The organism is Kitasatospora sp. NPDC101801, from assembly GCF_044766665.1.
Taxonomy (GTDB): Bacteria; Actinomycetota; Actinomycetes; order Streptomycetales; family Streptomycetaceae; genus Kitasatospora.
Window position 1 is genome coordinate 80,608 of record NZ_JBIWML010000010.1, and the last position, 17,650, is coordinate 98,257.

Below are 17,650 nucleotides of genomic sequence, written 5' to 3' on the forward strand. Positions count from 1 at the left end.
GCTGACCCGCCCTCAGCCGTGGCGGGGCTCCCAGCGGAACAGGCGGCGGCCCAGCACGGCGGCGCCGGCCGTCCAGGCGGCGACCACCAGCAGGGCCGGGGCCGCGTGCTGCCAGGCGTGCAGGAGGTCGAGGGCGGGGAGCGGGGCGCCGTTCCAGGACTCCGGGCCGAAGCCGCGGCCGAACCAGGCGGTGCGCAGCGTCTCCACCACGGGGGCGAGCGGCAGGTTGTGGGCGGGGCCCTGGAGCCAGGTCGGCATCGAACTGAGCGGCGCGACCACGCCGCTGGCGAACATGCAGACCAGCAGGACCGGGGTGGCGATCATCGGGGCGGCCTCCGCGCTCGGGGTGAGGCCGGAGAGGGCCACGGCGAGGACGGCGAACAGCAGGAAGCCGCCGGTCAGGGTGAGCAGGAAGAGCAGCGGGTCGGCGGGCAGCGGTGCGTCGAACCAGATCACCGACAGGCCGCCCAGCACCAGCACCTGGAGCAGGACCACCGCGCCGGCCGCACCGAACTGCCCGGCGAAGATCGCCGTCGGCGGGACCTCGGTGCCGCGCAGCCGCTTGAGCACCAGGTCGTCCCGGCGGGCCACCACGCCGTTCAGCAGGTTGATGAACGAGGTCACCAGCGCGAAGCCGATGAACCCGACCGTGCTGTACGCCGCCGCGTTCACCCCGGCGATCTGGCGGTCGCGGAGCGGGGCCGCGATCACCAGGTTGAGCAGCACCGGCAGCAGGAAGCCGATGAAGGTGGAACGCCGGTTGCGCCAGAACACCCGCCAGGAGAGCAGGAACTGGCCGCGCGCGTAGGCGGGCCAGGCCAGGCCGTGCGGGGAGGTGGTGGTCGCGCTGCTCATCGGGTCTCCGCCTTTTCGTGGGCCAGTTCCAGGAAGACGTCCTCCAGCGAGGCGTTGCGGGCCTCGATGCCGTCCAGCTCGACGTCCAGCTCCGCCGCCCAGCTGTGCAGGGTGGCCAGCGCGGGCGCCGTCCGGGCCACCGTGTAGCGCACCGTGCCGTCGGTGACGGTGGGCAGTTCGCCGAGGACGGGCGGCAGTTGGGCGGGCAGCAGGCCGGCGGGCAGCGGGAAGGTGATCCGGGTGCCGTGGCCGGACAGCACCTCCTCGACCGTCCCGACGGCGGCCAGCCGCCCCCGGTCCATGATGGCCACCCGGTCTGCCAACTGCTGGGCCTCCTCCAGGTAGTGGGTGGTCAGCAGCACCGTGGTGCCGGCCGCCCTGAGCTCGCTGACGAGCCGCCAGGTGGCCCGCCGGGCTTCCGGGTCCATACCGGTGGTCGGCTCGTCCAGGAACAGCAGCTCCGGGGTGTTCAGCACGGCCAGCGCGAGGTCCAGCCGGCGTCGCTCGCCGCCGGAGAGCTGGGCCACCCGGGTGCCCGCCCGCTCGGTCAGCCCGACCCGCTCCAGCACCGTGCCGGTGGGCTGCGCACCGGAGATGAAGGAGCGCCAGGAGTCGACGGTCTCCCGGACGGTCAACTCCTTGAAGAAGCCGCCCTCCTGGAGCATCACGCCGGTCCGCCGCCGGACCAGCCGGCCCTGGCCGTACGGGTCGAGGCCGAGCACCCGGACGGTGCCCGAGCTCGGCCGGGAGTAGCCCTCCAGCACCTCCAGGGTGGTGGTCTTGCCGGCGCCGTTGGTGCCCAGCAGGGCGAACAGCTCGCCCCGCGCGACCGTGAAGGAAATTCCTCGGACGGCTTCGTAGTCGCCGTAGCTGCGACGCAGGTCGCTTACTTCCACGGCTGGATCCCGGGTAATTCCCGGGCCTGTGGTGAGTGTCATGGGATACAGGGTGAACCGGGGGGTCCTGATAAGGCAAGTGGGTGACATCGCCGCAGGTCAGAGGGTATTCAAAATGTCATGGGTACAGCTGTTGCATTTTGCAGAGGTGAGTTTCTGACATCCCCTACTGACGCACTTACGGGGGCCGGGTGCATAGTTTCCTCATCGCCGAAAACGAGCCGGAGAAAAAGCCGGAAAGCGAATCGGCGCCGATGGTGACCAGCCCCGCCGGGGCAGGCGCCACACCCCGAAGGGAGCCCACCATGGCTGACAACATCACCCCCGCGAACGACCAGTTCGACATCGAGATCGAGGAGCTGGACAGCGTCAACGCCGGCGTCTCCGTCAGCTCGCTGGCCTGCGCCGCCTGCCCGGTCTCGAGCTTCAGCTCGGTGTCCAACGCCGCGGCCGAGGTCGCTGCCGAGTAATTCGGGTCCTGTGCCGCGGTGAGCCCGCCCCCGGGTGGGGTCACCGCGGCACCCTGCTTCCCCCGCATTCCAACCCCCCCCATCGGGCAAGCCAGTGAAGGAGAGCCGGGCCATGGAGAACCTCCGGCAGGAGCTGACGCGGTTCATCCAGCAGCCCGCCGCCCAGCAGGACCCGCCCGCGCTCTACCGCCGCCTGCTGGCCGAGGCGCCGGTGCTCGACCTCGGACGGGTGCACGTCGTCTCCGGCTACCAGGAGATCATCACCGTCCTGATGCACCCGGGGACGGCCGTCGACCCGACCACCGTCGGTCTGCCCAGGGCCGGTTCGACCGCCCTGGCCCGGATCGTCAACCGGATGCTCCCGATGCGCGACGGCGCCGACCACACCAGGCTCAAGCGCCTCGCCACCACCGCCTTCAGCGCCCGCCGCCTGGAGCAGATGCGCACCCGGATCGAGAACACGACCGCCCGGACCCTGCAACCCCTGCTTGCGGCAGGGGAGTTCGACGTGGTCGCCGATCTCGCCGTGCCACTGCCGGTGGCGGTCTCCTGCGCGATCCTCGACATCCCCGACTCCGAACAGGAACGGGTCACCGGCTGGGCCGGCCTGATGGCCCGCTCGCTGCTCGACGACTTCGGCAGCCAGGACGCCCCGGCCGATCCGGCCCGGATCGCCGAACTGGACGCCGAGTTCGAGGAGTTCCGCGGCTACGTCGAGGAGCTCTGCGCCGCCCGCGCCGCCGCTCCCGGCGACGACCTGATCAGCCGGCTCACCGTGGCCCGGGGCGAGGGCCGGCTGGACGACGAGGACCTGCTCGCCTTCGTGGTCATGCTGCTCGCCAACGGCCTCGAGACGCTGACCTCCGGACTGGCCCTGGCCGTCTGGCAGTTGCTGCGCTCCCCGGAGCTCGCCGAACTGATCCGAAGCCGGCCCGACCGGGCCGAAGCGGTGTTCGACGAGGCCCAGCGGCTCGGCAGCCCGGTGCGCGCCAGTGCGCGCGCCCTCACCCACGAGATCACCCTCGGCGGCACCGTCGTCCCGGCCGGCCGGGTCGCGCTGCTGCTGTACGCGGCCGCCAACCGGGACCCGCGCCGGTTCGCCGACCCGGACGTCTTCGACCCGGGCCGGGCCGAGACGCGCCACCTCGCCTTCGGCCACGGCCCGCACCACTGCCTCGGCGCGCCGCTCTCCCTGATGGCGGGCGCCGCCGTGCTGCGCGGTCTGGCGGAGGCGGGCCGGACCCGGGAGCTGAGCACCCCGCTGACCGAGCGGACCGTGCCGTGGAGCACCCAGTTCGTCTTCGGCGGCATGCGCGAACTGCCGTTGCGGTGCCCGTCGAAGGCGACGGAGCCGGCCGCCCTGGTGGGGGCGGGACAGCCATGAGCGGTACAGCCACCAGAACGCGGACACCGGAGAGCGGGGAGAACGTGACCGTCGCGACCAGGCCGAACGGCCCGGAGACCGAGCAGCCGACCGTGGGCCCGAGGGAGACCACCGCCGTCGCGGCGGCCCGGGCCGCCGCAGTCCTGGAGCCCGGGCTGGACCGCCCGGTGGGACTGGTCGGTGCCCGGCTCCGGGCCGCCGCCGCCGCGCTGCTGCTCGCGGTCGGCGCGGGTGCCGGCTGGGCGGTGTTCGGCGCCCTGCCGCACACGCTCGCGCTGCCCGCGGTGCTCGCCCACGGCCCGGCCCCGGAGACCGTCCGGGCCGACCAGGCGGGCGCGCTGCTCTCCTACCGGATCGGCACCGGTGCCCTGGTGACCGAGGGTCAGCCGATCGCGGTGCTCCGGACACCGGCGGGCGAAGAGCTCGTTGTCCGGGCGCCGTCCGCCGGCACGGTCACCGCCCTGCTCGCCACCCCGGGCGGCGCGGTCGCCCCCGGTACGGGTCTCGTCACGCTGGACTCGGCCCGACTCCCGCAGACCGTACGGATCTTCGCGACCTCGGTGCAGGACGCCGGGCAGCTGGTGCCGGGACGGACGGTGCTGGTGCCGGTGCCCGGGATGGGGACCGTCCGGGCCACCGTCACCACGGCCGACACCCTGCCGGTCCGGGCCGACTCGCTGGACGGCACCTTCACCGTGCCGCTGCCCGGTCTGCCGACCGGGTCGGCTCCGGTGTGGACGGCCTACGCGAGCATCCCGGCCGCCGTCGGGCAGCTGCGCGGCCCGGTGCCGCTGACCGTCTCGGTCGACCTGGGTGCCAGGCACCCGTACCAGGCCGTGTTCGGATCGGGGGCCGGGCGATGAGCCTCGACGTCCGCGAGACGGCGGCCCCGGCGGCGGGGAAGCCGCAGCAGGCGGAGCAGCCGAAGGAGACGCCGCCGCCCACCGGACGCAGGCCGCGCCGCCACCTGCGCACACCGGTGGTGCCGCAGATGGAGGAGCAGGACTGCGGCGCGGCCTGCCTGGCCGTGGTGCTGGGCGCGTTCGGCCGCCGGGTGACGCTCCAGGAGGCCTCCCGGGCCTGCGGCGTGAGCCGGGACGGCGTCAGCGCGGCCGTGGTCGCCAAGGCGGCCGGCCGGTACGGGGTGATCGCCAAGGGACGGCGGGTGGTCCGGACCGAGCAGAAGCTGCTCGGCCTGGAGAACCTCCAGGTCCCGTCGATGGTCCTGGTCACCGGCCCGCACTTCGCGATCTACGAGGGGATCAAGCGCGGCCGGGTGCACATCAACGACCCCTCGCTGGGCTCCTACTCGGCGACCCCGGCCGAGTTCTGGGACACCTTCTCCGGGATCGCGGTCGGCTTCGAACCCGGTCCCGACTTCGAGGCCGGCGGCCGGCGCTTCCCGCTGCTGCGGGCGTTGACGGCACGGATGCGCGCGTTCGCCGGACCGCTGCTGCTGGGGGTGCTGCTGTCCGTGACGCTGGCGGTGCCGGGGGTCGCGGCGGCCTTCCTGCTGCGGGCCTACCTCCGCTCGGTGGTGATCGGCGGCTCGTCCTCCTGGGCGGTGCCGCTGGCGCTCGCCGCGGGTGCCGTGGCCGGCACCGTGCTGCTCGGCACCTGGCTCCAACAGACACTGGTCAACCGGGTGTTGGAGGCGATGGCGGCCCGTGCCTCGGCGGGGTTCCTGTGGCGGCTGCTCCGGCTGCCCGGATCGTTCTTCCACCGCCGCCAACTGGGCGGTCTGGTGACCCGGGTGCAGATGAACGACGGCCTGGCGATGCTGCTCTCGCACCGGGTGGCCGCGGCTTCCGCCTCGGCGGCGGCCGCCGCCGTGCACCTGGCGGCGCTGGTCTGGCTGGAGCCGCGGCTGGCCGCGGTGCCGGTCGTGGTGGCGGTGCTGGACCTGCTGGCGCTGCGGGTCGCGGACCGGCGGCGCGGCGGTCTGGTGCACCGGCTGCACGCGGAGCAGTACAAGCGGGACGGGGTCGCGTTCGCCGGTGTGTCGGCGATCGAGACGCTGAAGGCGGAGGGTGCGGAGGACTCGTTCTTCCGGTCCTGGGCGGGCTGGCAGGCCCGTGCCATGGAGACCGGCCAGCGGGTCACCACGGCGGTGATCGTGCCGCTCTCGCTGCCCGGCGCGCTGAACGCCGCGGCCACCGCGACCGTGGTGGTGGCCGGCGCCTCGATGCTGCTCGGCGGCTCGCTCTCGGTCGGCACCCTGCTCGCCTTCCTGCTGCTGCTGAACGGATTCCTCTCGCCGGTCGGCCAACTCGTCGGTGCTGCATCGGAGTTCACCATCGCCCGGGCGCAGAACGCGCTGCTGGAGGATGTCGAGAGCACCGAGCCCGACCCGTACCTCACCCCGGTCCTGGACGCCCCGGGCGACGACGCCTCCGGCGCCGACGGTCTCCGGACCGCGCCGCGGCTGAGCGGTGAACTGGAACTGCGCGACGTCGAGTTCGGGTACGACCCGAACCGGCCGCCCACGCTGACCGGCATCTCGCTGCACATCCGCCCGGGGGAGTGGGTGGCCGTGATCGGCGGCAGCGGAAGCGGCAAGTCCACGGTGGCCAGGCTGGCCGCCGGGGTGCTGCGCCCCTGGTCCGGCCAGGTGCTGCTGGACGGCCGGCCCCGGGACGACTGGCACCGTGCGGTGGTGACCGGTCAGGTCGCTTACGTGGAACAGCAGTTGCGGCTCTTTGAGGGAAGCGTCCGGGAGAACCTGACGCTCTGGAACCCGGCCGCCGACGAGGACGCCCTGCGGCGCGCGCTGGACGACGCCGAGGTCGCCGAACTCGTGACCCGACGCGGTGGCTTGGACGCCGGACGGATCGACGAGGACGCCCGCAACCTCTCCGGCGGCGAGCGCCAGCGGCTCGAACTGGCCCGCGCGCTCGCCCTCGACCCGGCCCTGCTGGTGCTGGACGAGGCCACCTCCGCGCTGGACGCGCACACCGAGGCGGCCGTCAACGAGCACCTGCGGCGCCGGGGCACCACCTGCCTGGTGCTGGCCCACCGGCTGAGCACCATCCAGGCCGCCGACCGGGTGGTCGTGCTGGCCGGCGGCCGGATCGTCCAGCAGGGCGCACCCGCCGAACTCGCCGCCCTCCCGGGCCCGTACCGGACGCTGCTGGCCGAGAAGACCGAGACCGAGAAGACCGAGACCGAGAAGACCGAGACCGCGAAGACCGAGAACACCGAGACCGAGAAGGAGGGGAAGTCATGACCGCCACGGCCACCGCCGAGGCCAACCGGGCCGCGCTCGCCGCCGCCGTCGGCGTGCTGCACGTCGGCCGGGGCGGAGGACCGGTGGCCCCGGTGGCCGCCGGAAGCCCGGCCGAGCAGGCGCAGGCCGCCCTGGCCGCGCTGGGCGCGGTCCCTCAGGGGGCCGAACTCCCGCCCGTCGTACGCAAGTCCCGCGACCCGCTGACCGCGCTGCTGCGGTCGGCCGGGGTGCGGTACCGGCCGGTGACCCTGCCGTCCGGGGCGGACGGGCACGGCGATCCGGCCGGTACGGCCGGGCCGATGGTGGGGTTCGCGGCGGCGGACGGCCGGCCGGTCGCGCTGGTGCCGCGACCGGCGGGTGGCCACCGCCGGTACGACCCGGCCGATCCGTCGGGGCGGGTCCCCGTGGCACTCCAGGACAGGGCGCTGCTGCTCTACCTGCCGCTGCCCACGGGTGATCTCGGCCCGGCCGACCTGGCCCGGTTCGTGCTCCGGGTGCCCGGGGCCCGGCGGGACCTGGGGCGGCTGACCGCGGCCGGCCTGGGGGCGGCGCTGCTCGGACTGATGGTGCCGCTGAGCGCGGGTGTGCTGATGCCGCAGTTGCTGGCGGCCGACCGGCACCCGGTGCGCTGGCTGACCCTGCTGCTGGGGTCGGCGGTGCTGGCGGCCTGGCTGCTGGTGATCGTCCGGAACACCGCCGCCGTCCGGCTCACCGGGCGGGTGCAGAGCGCGCTGGAACCGGCTGTCTGGGACCGTCTGCTCGGTCACGACGCCCGGTTCTTCCGCGACTACACCACGGGTGACCTGGTGCACCGCGCCAACGCGGTGGCCCAGGCCCGGGCCGCGCTGTCCGAGGTGCTGGTCAGCGCGGTGCTGGGGGCGGTGTTCGCCACCTCGGGACTCACCGTCCTGCTGTTGGTGGACGTCTGGCTCGGCGGGCTGCTGCTGCTCGCCGTGCTGGTGGTGACCGGGCTGCTGCTGTTGCTCGGTCACCGCCGCCAGCGCCACGAGAGCACGGTGTTCGAGCTGCACGGTCAGCTGAACGGTGTGCTGTACGGGCTGCTGCTCGGGATCGACAAGATCCAGACGGCGGGCCGGGAGATCCAGGCCTTCGCCCGCTGGGCGGTGCCGTTCGCCGCCCAGAAGCGGGCGGACGCGGCGGCCCAGCGGGCCGACGCGGCGGCCGGCGCCCTCACCGCGGGACTGCAACCGCTGCTGCTGGCGGTGCTGTTGGCGGGGGCGGTGCTGGACGGGTCGACCCCGTCCGGGCACCTGATGGCGGCCGGGGTGGCCGCCGGTCAGGTCGCGGCGGCGCTCGGCCAGGTCACCCACGCGGCGGCCAGTGCCTACGGCATCGCACCGGTGCTCGACCGGATCCGCCCGATCCTGGCCGAGGTCCACCCGGCCGAAGGGAACCGGCAGTTGACCGACCCGGGGGAACTGCGCGGCTCGGTCGCGCTGGACCGGGTGACCTTCCGCTACCCGGGCAGCGCCGGGCCGGTGCTGGACGGGGTGTCGCTGCACGCCGCGCCCGGCGAACTGGTGGCGGTGGTCGGCCCGTCCGGCGCCGGCAAGTCCACCCTGGTGCGCCTGCTGCTCGGCTTCGAGACGCCCGAGTCCGGCACCGTCCGCTACGACGGCCAGGACCTGGCCGGGCTGGACGCCCGACTGGTCCGGCGCCGGCTGGGCGTGGTGCTCCAGCACGGCCGGATGCTGCGCGGCTCGCTGCTGGAGAACCTGGCCGGCAGCGACCCCGACGTGACCGAGGAGCAGGTCTGGGAGGCCGCCGAACTCGCCGGTGTCGCCGACGAGTTGCGGGCCCTCCCGCTCGGCCTCGGCACCCGGGTGGGCGAGGACGCCCAGGGCTTCTCCGGGGGCCAGGTGCAGCGCCTGCTGCTGGCGCGCGCCCTGGTCCGGCGGCCCGCCGTCCTGCTGCTGGACGAGGCCACCTCCGCGCTGGACAACGCGACCCAGCTGCGGGTCGCCGAAGCCGTCGCGGGCCTCGACCGCACCCGGGTGGTGATCGCCCACCGACTCAGCACCATCCGTACCGCCGACCGGATCCACGTGCTCTCCGGCGGCCGCCTGACGGCCACCGGAACCTATGACGAACTACTCGGCCACGACCCGCTGTTCACCCGACTCGCCCGACTCCAGGAGATGTGAGATGCCGCTCGACCTGCAGACCTGGCTCCGCCCCGTCGACGGTGCCTCCACCCCGCACACCGACGACCGCGCCGCCGCCGACCACGCCACCGAGGCCGGGGTGCTGCTGCCCGACCTGCCCAGGGGCGACGAACGGCTGCGGGCCGTGGTGACGGCCGCCGCCTCGTTCGCCGACCGGGCCGAGGCCCGGGCGGACGGCAGCACGTCGTTCGCCCCCGACCCGGACGAGGACCGCCGGGGCCGGACCGCCGCGGTGGACACCTGGCTGCGCCGGGCGGCCGGCGAGCACGGCGGCGCCGGTGCGCTGCTGGACCACCTGGCCGAGACCGGCCGTCCGCTCGGCGACGGGCTGCGCTCGGTGGTGCTCGCCGATCCGTCGAACCTGCCCGACTGGGCGCTCGCGCTGGCGGTCTTCCTGCGCACGCTGTCGGTCGCGCCGAGTGCCGAGACCAGTGCCCCGGGCGCGCTCGGCGCCGCCTTCGCCGCCGCCGCGGACGAGTTGCTGCCGTACGGGACGGGCGGCATCCTCGGCGTCCCGGTCACCGACCGGGCCCGCGCCGATCTGGCCGGCACCCTGACCGGCCGGCTGGTCGAGGCGTGCAACCTGGCGTTCTGCCACGAGCTGCAGGCCACCACCGGCCGTCCGCGCGCCACCGACTGGGACGCCGCCGGCGGCCTGGACACCTCGCAGGAGGGCTGGCTGGCCCGGCTGGAGCGGTTGCCCGCGCTGGCCTACCTGGTCGGTACCGTCTGCCGGCAGTGGCAGCACGTGCAGACCGAGCTGTTCGCCCGGCTGGCGGCGGACCGCGCGCTGCTGGTCGAGCAGATGTGGGACGGCCAGGACCCGGGCCCGCTGGACACGGTGCGCGGCGAGGCGGGCGACCGGCACGCCGGTGGCCGCTCGGTGTCGCTGCTGTACTTCGCGAACGACCGGGCGGTGGTCTACAAGCCCAAGGACATGCGGCACGCCGCCGCCTACCTGGACCTGTCGCGCCGGCTGAACGAGGAGCTGTCGCTGGACCTGCCGGTGCGCACCGTGCTGATCCGCAGCGACCGGGGCGACGACGGCCACGCCGCCTCGCTGGCCGCCGACTGCGAGAGCGACTACGGCTGGGAGGAACTGGTCCCGCACCGCCCGTGCGCCGACGCCGGCGGCTTCGCCCGGTTCTACCGCCGGCTCGGCATGACGATCCGTCTGGTGCAGCTGCTGGAGGGCCGCGACCTGTGGGCCGACAACCTGCTGGCGGACGGCGAGCACCCCGCGCTGATCGACCTGGAGTGCCTGCTCTACCCCCGGGTGCAGACCCCGCCGACCATCAGTGCCGAACAGCACGGTCTGCTGGACGACCTGGAGTCCACCGTGGTGCGGACCGCGATGGCCTTCCAGCCCTGGACCCCGGCCAAGCAGAGCGGCGCGCTGGACATCGGCTGCCTGTCCCGGATCGGCAGCCTGGAGATCACCCCCGGGGTGCCCGCGCTGCCGCTGCCGCCGTACCGGCCGGTGCACCTGGACGAGGCCGGGGCCACCGTCACCGCGGACCCGTGGGAGTACAGCGCCGAGCTGACCGAGGGCTACCGCGAGATGCACCGGACGCTGCACCGGCTGCGGGACGAACTCGCCTCTCCTGAGGGCCCGTTGGCGGGTTTCCGGGGCATCTGGGTGCGCTACATCTGGCGGCACACCTGGGACGGCTACAAGATCATCCGAGCCTCCACCAGCCCGCTCGCGCTGGACAGCGGCGCGACCCGCGAGACGGTGATCGCCGGTGCGCTGCAGGGCGCCATCACGGCGCTGGCCGGTGACCCCGGGCGCGGTGACCTGTTGGAGGTGGTGCTCGCCGAGCTCGACTCGTTCCGCCAGCTCGACATCCCGTTCTTCCGCTCGCTGACCTCCTCCACCTCGGTCTTCACCGCCGAGGGCCGGGAGATCCCGGGCCACTTCCGCAGCACCGGCTGGCAGCGCCTGCAGGACCGGGTCGCCGAGCTCGACGGCTTCGACCTGGAGGGCCACCTCGCCGTCCTCACCGGCTGCGTGGACGCCGCCCGGGGCGGCACCGAGCTGCCCGCACCGGCCCCCGTACGGTCCCGGATCCCCGGCAACGGGGAACTGCTCGACCTCGCGGTGGGCATCGGCGACCAGATCCTCGCCGACCGGCGCGGCAACGGCTGGCTCGGCCAGAGCTGGTACCCCGGCAGCGGACTGCGGCAGGTCGAGGTGCTCGGCCTGGACCTGGTCAGCGGCACCCCCGGGCTGGCCGTGCTGTTCGCCGAACTCTGGGCCGCCACCGGCGAACCGAGGTTCCACCGGGCCGCCCACCACACCCTGACCGCCGCCGCCCGGCTGATCGACCCGGCCGCCCCGCGCGCGTTCGCCTTCGCCGCCGACAGCCGGCTGGCCGGTGGCGCACCCGTCCCCGGCGGGTTCGCCGGTCCCGGTGCGCTGATCCACGCCCTCGCCCGGGTCGGCACCCTGCTCGGCGAGCCCCAACTGATCGCCTCCGCCCAGGCCCTGGTGCCCGGCACGGTCGCGGTCGCCGGCCCGGCGCCGACCCGTCCGGGCCGCCCGGCCCGGACGCCCAACCCGGATCTGCCGCTCGGCAGCGCCGGTCTGCTGCTCAACCTGCTCCGGCTGCGCCGGGTCACCGGCCCCGGCCACGCGTCGACCGACGACGGCATCCGGGCGCTGGCCGCCGCCGCGCTGGAGCTGCTGGACGCCGAGCCCGGCGGCGAGACCGAGGGCGAGGCCGACAACGGCTTCCTCGACTTGGTGCCCGCCGGTCCCGACTCGATCGCCGCCGCGCTGGCCCGCACGGTGGCCGAGGCGCCCGCCCTGCTCGCCGCCCCCGAGGCGGTCCGCGAACGGCTGCGCGGCCACCGCTTCGCCACCGCCACCCGGGCCGGCCGGCTGGCCTGCCTGGACACCGCGGTCGCGCTCGGCGCCGGCACCGTCGACCCGGCCGAACTGGGCGCCCTCACCCCGCCGGTGAGTGCCCACCAGATCACCGGCCGGAGCACCCGCGACCTGGTCGCCACGGCCGGCGAGGCCCTCACCGCCGCCGAGGCCGGGCTGCTGCACACCGTCTCCGATCCGCAGGACTCGCTGCTCCCCGGCCCGTTCTACGACGGCCGGGAGGCCGCCGCCCTGCTGGTCGGCGAGCTGATCGCGCGGCACCGGGCGACCGGGAGCTGGTACCCGGACCGGGCCGCCGACGACCGGATCAACCTCGGCGCGCTGGACGGCTCGGCCGCCGTCGGCCTGCTGCTGCTGCGCCTGCTCGACCCCGCCACCGCCCCGCTCGCCACGCTGCGCTGACCGCCGCCCGAGATCAGAGGTACCAGCCATGCCCAACACATCCGCGATCGGTTTCAAGCACCACTACACCCCGTACGTGGTGGACGGCGAGGCCGTCTACCTGGTCTCCGAGCGTGGCGTCTCGGTGGTGGACGGCGGGCTCGCCCAGACCCTCGCACCGCTGCTGGACGGCACCCGCACGGCCGAGCAGATCGGCGAGGCGCTGCGCGACACGGTGCCCGCCGACAAGGTGCGGATCGCCGTCGACCGGCTCCGCGAGCGGGGCTACCTGGCCGACACCGGCCCGGTCGAGGACGCGGCCGGGGCCGCCTACTTCGAGATGGCCGGACTGGACGGCGCCGCCGCGAGCACCGCGCTGCGCACCGCCCGGGCCAGGGTCGAGGTCTACGGCGACCTGGACCCGGCACCCTTCCTGGCCGCGTTGGCCGCCGCCGGGGTGACGGTGGACCCGACCGCCGGGTTCACGGTCGCGCTGACCGAGGACTACCTGCACCCCGGCCTGGCCGAGCGCGACCGGGAGGCCCGGGAGAGCGGGCAGCCCTGGCTGCTGGCCCGTCCGGTCGGCTCGATCGTCTGGGTCGGCCCGGTGTTCGTGCCGGGAGAGGCCGACCAGGACGGGACCACCGGCTGCTGGGAGTGCCTGGCCCACCGGCTGTCCGCCAACCGCCAGTCGCTCAGCTACCTGCAGCACCGGCTGGGTCAGGACGGCCCGATCTCCACCGCCGGTGCCCACCTGGCGGCCACCCTCGGCACCGGCGTCCAGCTGGCCGCGCTGGAGGCGGCCAAGTGGCTGGCGGGGGTGCGCCCGGCCGAGCCGGTCGTGCTCACCCTGGACACCGTGCTGCTGGAGACCGAGCGGCACCGGCTGATCCGCCGTCCGCAGTGCCCGTCCTGCGGTGACGAAGGGCTGGTGGCGGCACGGCAGTTGGCCCCGGTGAGCTTCGAGCGCCGCCCGAAGGCGTACACCGCCGACGGCGGCCACCGGTCCGCCTCGCCGGAGGACATGCTGGAGCAGTACAAGCCCCAACTCTCCCCGGTCACCGGCGTGGTGACCTCGCTGGTGCCGGCCGGGCGGACCCCCACCGGGCTGCGGGTGTACGTCTCCGGGCAGAACCTGTCCCGGCGCAGCGGCGACCTGCGCCAGCTCCGGACCGGGCTGCGCTCGGTCAGCTGCGGCAAGGGCCGCACCGACGTGCAGGCCAGGGCCAGCGCGCTCGGCGAGGCGATGGAGCGCTACTCCGGGGTCTTCCAGGGCGACGAGGCCCGCCGCACCGCCAGCTTCACCGAGCTGGGCGACGCCGCGATCCACCCCGCCGACTCGCTGCTCTACAGCGAGCGCCAGTTCGCCGAGCGGGGCCGGTGGAACGGCAAGCCCTCGATGTTCAACACCATCCCCGAGCGGTTCCGCGAGGACGACCGGATCGAGTGGTCCCCGGCCTGGTCGCTGACCGAGCAGCGGACCCGCTGGCTGCCCACCATGGCGCTGTACTACGGCTACCGGCACCACGACGGCTTCTTCGCGGCCGGTGACTCCAACGGCTGCGCGGCCGGCACCTCCTTCGAGGACGCCACCCTGCAGGGCTTCCTGGAGCTGGTCGAGCGGGACGCGGTGGCGCTCTGGTGGTACAACCGGGTGCAGCGGCCGGCCGTCGACCTGGACGCCTTCGGCGACCCGTACATCGACCAACTCCGGGACATCTACCGGGGGTTGAACCGCGAGATCTGGGCGCTCGACCTCACCTCGGACTTCGGCATCCCGGTGGTCGGCGCGTTCTCCCGGCGGACCGACAAGCCCGCCGAGGACATCCTGATCGCCTTCGGGGCACACCTCGACCCGCACATCGCGCTCACCCGGGCGCTCACCGAGATGAACCAGTTCCTCGGCCCGGTGGCGGGCGACGCGGACGGCACCGTGACCTACGCGGGCGCCGACCGGGAGCAGAAGGAGTGGTGGACCACCGCGACCGTGGCCAACCAGCCCTACCTGCTGCCCGACCCGGCGGTCGCGGCGGCCGGCCCGGCCCGCTGGGCGAAGCTGGCCGGCGACGACCTCGCCGACGACCTGGCGCTGGTCCAACGCCTGGTCGAGGAGCGCGGGATGGAGTTCCTGGTGCTCGACCAGACCCGCCCCGACATCGGTCTGCCGGTGGCCAAGGTGATCGTCCCGGGGATGCGGCACTTCTGGGCCAGGTTCGGGCCCGGCCGGCTGTACGACGTGCCGGTGGCGCTGGGCTGGCTCGATACGCCCACGCCGGAGGAGGAGCTCAACCCGATCCCGATCTTCATCTGACGACGCCGGGCCGCCGCCCCTCGGCGGCGGCCCGTCCAGCCCGGAAAGAGGTACCCGATGACCGTGACCGAACAGCTGCCCCACGACCTCACCGCCGAGGGCGGGACGCCGCGCACGCTGCTGCGGCTGCGCCCTGAGGTGGAGGTCACCGCGCAGGGCGAGGACCTGGAGCTCAGCCACCCGTGGGGCCGTCAGCGCGTGCACGCGCTCGGCGCCGAAACCGTCCAGCGGCTCGCCGCACTCACCCGGACCCATCTCGACGTCGACGAACTCGCCGACGGCGGCAGGTTGTTCCACCTGCTGAGCCGGTTCCCCTACCTGGTCACCACGACCATCGCCGACCCGCTCGGCGAGCCGTTGGCGACCGCCGTACCGATCGCCCGGGCGGCCGGCCTGCCCGGCCTGGTCCGCCCGCCGGCCTCCGTGGTGCTGTCCCGGTTCGCCTACCTGCGCCGGCTGCCCGAGGAGCACGCCGGGGCGTGCGTGCTGGAGTCGCCGATGGCGCCGTTCCGGCTGACCCTGCACCAGCCGGCGGCGGGGGCGTTCGTCGCGGCGGTGACGGCCAACCGCTCGGTGGCGGAAGCGGCCATGCTGGCCGGGATCAGCCAGGCGGCCGGACAGGCGCTGGCCGGTCTGCTGGCCGGCGCCGGGTTCCTGGACGACGGCGCGACCGGCGAGCCGCCGCTCTGGGACTTCCACGACCTGCTGTTCCACGCCCGCAGCCGCCCGGGCCGGCACGACTACCCGAGCGGCGGGGTGTTCGCGCACACCGACATCGCCCAACTCCCCGCGATCCCGGGCGTGGGGGCCCGGGAGGACGGCACCGGGATCGACCTGCCGGTACCGGACTGGGACGAGGTGCTGGCCCGTGACCCCGCGCTGAGCGAGGTGCTGGAGGGCCGCCGCTCGGTCCGCTCGTACGCCGAGACCCCGGTGACGCTGGCCCAGTTGGGCGAGCTGCTGTACCGGGTGGCCCGGGTCCGCCGGATCGTGCCGGGCGACCCGTCCGACCCGCACGGCTACGACATCGTGGACCGGCCCTACCCGGCCGGCGGCGCGACCGGCGAACTGGAGGTCTACCTCTCGGTGGTGCGCTGCGACGGCCTGGTGCCGGGCGTCTACCGCTACGACGCGGCGGCCCACCGCCTGCGGCCGCGGCCGTTCGCCGGGGCCGGTGACGAGGCGGCGTTCCGCGAGCTGATGACGGCGGCCTGGCGGGCCACCGGCTGCGCGGTGGACCCGCAGGTGCTGCTGACCGTCACCTCCCGGTTCGGCCGGCTGTCCTGGAAGTACAGCCAGATCGCGTACGCGCTGACGCTCAAGCACGTCGGCGTGGTCTACCAGACGCTGTACCTGGTGGCCACCGCGATGGGGCTGGCGCCGTGCGGCCTCGGCTCGGGCGACACTGACGCGGCGGCCCGGGCACTCGGCCTGGACTGGACGGCGGAGTCCTCGGTCGGCGAGTTCCTGATCGGCAGCCGCCCGGCGGACGTGCCGCGCACGGCCCACGGCTTCAACGACATCGTCACGACCTCCCGCGCGAGTTGAGCCTGCGCTCTGGGCTCAGCCACCAGGGGCTCGGGGCTGTGCTGTTGTGCGGCTCCGCCGCGTGGGCGACGCCGGCCTTTTGCAGGTGGCTCGGCGTCTACGGTCAGGGGCTCGGGGCTGTGCTGTTGTGCGGCTCCGCCGCGTGGGCGACGCCGGCTTTTTGCAGGTGGCTCGGCGTCTACGGTCAGGGGCTCGGGGAACTGCGACGCCGGCCTCGTTCAAGGTGATCGTCGCGTAAATGGTCAGGCACTTTCGCAGTGACCCGCACGCCAGACCCCCTCGCAGTTCCCCGAGCCCTGGACAGGGCAACCGAGCGCCCTGCAAAGCTGCCGCCCCGAGCTCCTGTCACCGGACATGCCGATGCCCCGCCACTCCACGGCGGGGTATCGGCATGTCCGGTGACGGTGGCTCAGAGCCACCCGTGTTCGCGGGCGATCCGGATCGCGTCGCAGCGGTTCCGCCCGTGGGTCTTGGCGATCGCCGCCGAGACGTAGTTGCGCACCGTCCCCGGGGAGAGCGACAGCGCGGCCGCGACCTCGGTGATGGTGGCCCCGTCGGCCACGTGCCCGAGCACGGTCAGCTCACGCGGGGTGAGCGGCATCGCGGCCGGCCGGACCACGTCCGCGACCAGGCGGGGGTCGTACACCCGTCCGCCCCGGGCGAGTTCGCGGACCGCGGAGATCAGCGCCCCCGGCGGTACGTCCTTGAGCAGCACCCCGGCGACGCCGTCGGCGACCGCACGCTGCAGGTCGGAGGAGCGCGGTACCGCGATGAGCAGCAGGACGGCGGTGCCCGGTGCGCGGTCGCGGATCAGGGCGGCGGTGGCGGGTCCGCCGGGTCCGGGCAGATCCGGGTCGAGCACGGCGACGGTCGGCCTGGTCCGGGCGGCCTCGGCGGCGGCCTCCTCGGCGTTGGTCGACTCGGCGACCACGGCGAGGTCGGCCTCCCGGTCGAGCAGGGCGCCGAGCCCCGAACGGAACAGGTGGTGTCCGTCGGCGAGCAGGACGCTCACGGTGGGGGTCCCGGCGGAGGGGGCCGGGGCCGAACGGTACGGGGGGTGGTCCAGGAGGGTGATCATCCGGCTACCTCGGTGGCGTTGAAGTGTCGGGCGAACGGTCGGGCGGGGTGGTGTCGGTCGGCTCAGCCCCAGCCCCAGGTGCCCTGGGTGCCGGTGGGGATCGGGACCGGGGTGGTGGTGGCGGGAGCGGGCAGGGGGGCCGGCTGGCCTGCGGTGGCCAGGTCGCCGGGGGCACCGTCGGCCGTCAGGACGACGGCGGTCGGGGCCGGGCTCGCCAGCTGGACGGCGGCGGCGGTACCGGTCAGGACGCTGAAACCCAGGGCGACAATCGTGATAAAACGGACCTTCTGCGTCATGGGGGTGCCCGATCCTCTCGCGTTTCGTTGAGCCCCGGGCTGCTTCCGGGGATCCGTGGTGCGCGGCGGCGGTCCGTACCGGGCCCCTGAGGGGCTGCTGTCCCGGTGTTCCGGTCCGTCGTTCTTGCC

Annotated in this window: 12 protein-coding genes; 8 read left to right on the forward strand and 4 right to left on the reverse strand. The window is 74.6% G+C overall.

Translation table 11 applies throughout. The features are described from left to right. Positions 1 to 12: 12 nt before the first annotated feature. Together ACIRPK_RS14970 and ACIRPK_RS14975 are read right to left on the reverse strand one after the other, a co-directional pair. Positions 13 to 855, reverse strand: coding sequence for an ABC transporter permease (locus ACIRPK_RS14970; RefSeq protein ID WP_403038023.1), 843 nt, complete (start codon positions 853 to 855; stop codon positions 13 to 15). Continuing rightward, positions 852 to 1,793 carry an ABC transporter ATP-binding protein gene (locus ACIRPK_RS14975; RefSeq protein WP_403038026.1) on the reverse strand — a complete coding sequence of 314 codons (942 nt, stop codon included), beginning with the start codon at positions 1,791 to 1,793 and terminating at the stop codon, positions 852 to 854. Before ACIRPK_RS14975 ends, ACIRPK_RS14970 begins: the two co-directional genes overlap by 4 nt. A 263-nt stretch (positions 1,794 to 2,056) precedes the next feature. On the opposite strand from ACIRPK_RS14975, the gene ACIRPK_RS14980 reads away from it, so the two are divergent. The 8 genes from ACIRPK_RS14980 (at position 2,057) to ACIRPK_RS15015 (ending at position 16,147) form a co-directional block, all read left to right on the forward strand. Next, positions 2,057 to 2,221, forward strand: a complete 165-nt coding sequence (locus ACIRPK_RS14980) for a thiocillin family RiPP (RefSeq protein ID WP_403038029.1) — start codon at positions 2,057 to 2,059, stop codon at positions 2,219 to 2,221. 112 nt (positions 2,222 to 2,333) lie between these two features. Beyond that, on the forward strand, positions 2,334 to 3,605 hold the full coding sequence (locus tag ACIRPK_RS14985) for a cytochrome P450 (RefSeq protein ID WP_403038032.1): 1,272 nt from the start codon (positions 2,334 to 2,336) through the stop codon (positions 3,603 to 3,605). A 44-nt stretch (positions 3,606 to 3,649) separates the two neighbouring features. Then, on the forward strand, positions 3,650 to 4,468 hold the full coding sequence (locus ACIRPK_RS14990; RefSeq protein WP_403038035.1) for a hypothetical protein: 819 nt from the start codon (positions 3,650 to 3,652) through the stop codon (positions 4,466 to 4,468). Beyond that, positions 4,465 to 6,831: an ATP-binding cassette domain-containing protein gene (locus ACIRPK_RS14995; RefSeq protein WP_403038038.1), complete on the forward strand. Its 2,367-nt coding sequence runs from the start codon at positions 4,465 to 4,467 to the stop codon at positions 6,829 to 6,831. Before ACIRPK_RS14990 ends, ACIRPK_RS14995 begins: the two co-directional genes overlap by 4 nt. Further along, a complete protein-coding gene (locus ACIRPK_RS15000; RefSeq protein ID WP_403038041.1) occupies positions 6,828 to 8,996 on the forward strand; it encodes an ATP-binding cassette domain-containing protein in 2,169 nt (722 codons plus the stop codon). Before ACIRPK_RS14995 ends, ACIRPK_RS15000 begins: the two co-directional genes overlap by 4 nt. A gap of 1 nt (position 8,997) precedes the next feature. After that, the gene (locus tag ACIRPK_RS15005) at positions 8,998 to 12,309 is read left to right on the forward strand and encodes a DUF4135 domain-containing protein (protein ID WP_403038044.1); all 3,312 of its coding nucleotides are present in this window, start codon (positions 8,998 to 9,000) and stop codon (positions 12,307 to 12,309) included. 28 nt (positions 12,310 to 12,337) lie between these two features. Further along, positions 12,338 to 14,599, forward strand: coding sequence for a TOMM precursor leader peptide-binding protein (locus tag ACIRPK_RS15010; protein ID WP_403038047.1), 2,262 nt, complete (start codon positions 12,338 to 12,340; stop codon positions 14,597 to 14,599). Between the two features lie 57 nt (positions 14,600 to 14,656). Continuing rightward, complete coding sequence (locus tag ACIRPK_RS15015) at positions 14,657 to 16,147, forward strand: SagB family peptide dehydrogenase (RefSeq protein ID WP_403038050.1); 1,491 nt, start codon at positions 14,657 to 14,659, stop codon at positions 16,145 to 16,147. Positions 16,148 to 16,556: 409 nt separating this feature from the next. On the opposite strand, the gene ACIRPK_RS15020 is transcribed toward ACIRPK_RS15015, so the two are convergent. Together ACIRPK_RS15020 and ACIRPK_RS15025 are read right to left on the reverse strand one after the other, a co-directional pair. Next, positions 16,557 to 17,225, reverse strand: coding sequence for a response regulator (locus ACIRPK_RS15020; RefSeq protein ID WP_403038053.1), 669 nt, complete (start codon positions 17,223 to 17,225; stop codon positions 16,557 to 16,559). Between the two features lie 62 nt (positions 17,226 to 17,287). Next, entirely contained in the window at positions 17,288 to 17,521 is a 234-nt protein-coding gene (locus ACIRPK_RS15025) for a hypothetical protein (protein ID WP_403038056.1), read from the reverse strand. Positions 17,522 to 17,650 lie beyond the last annotated feature (129 nt).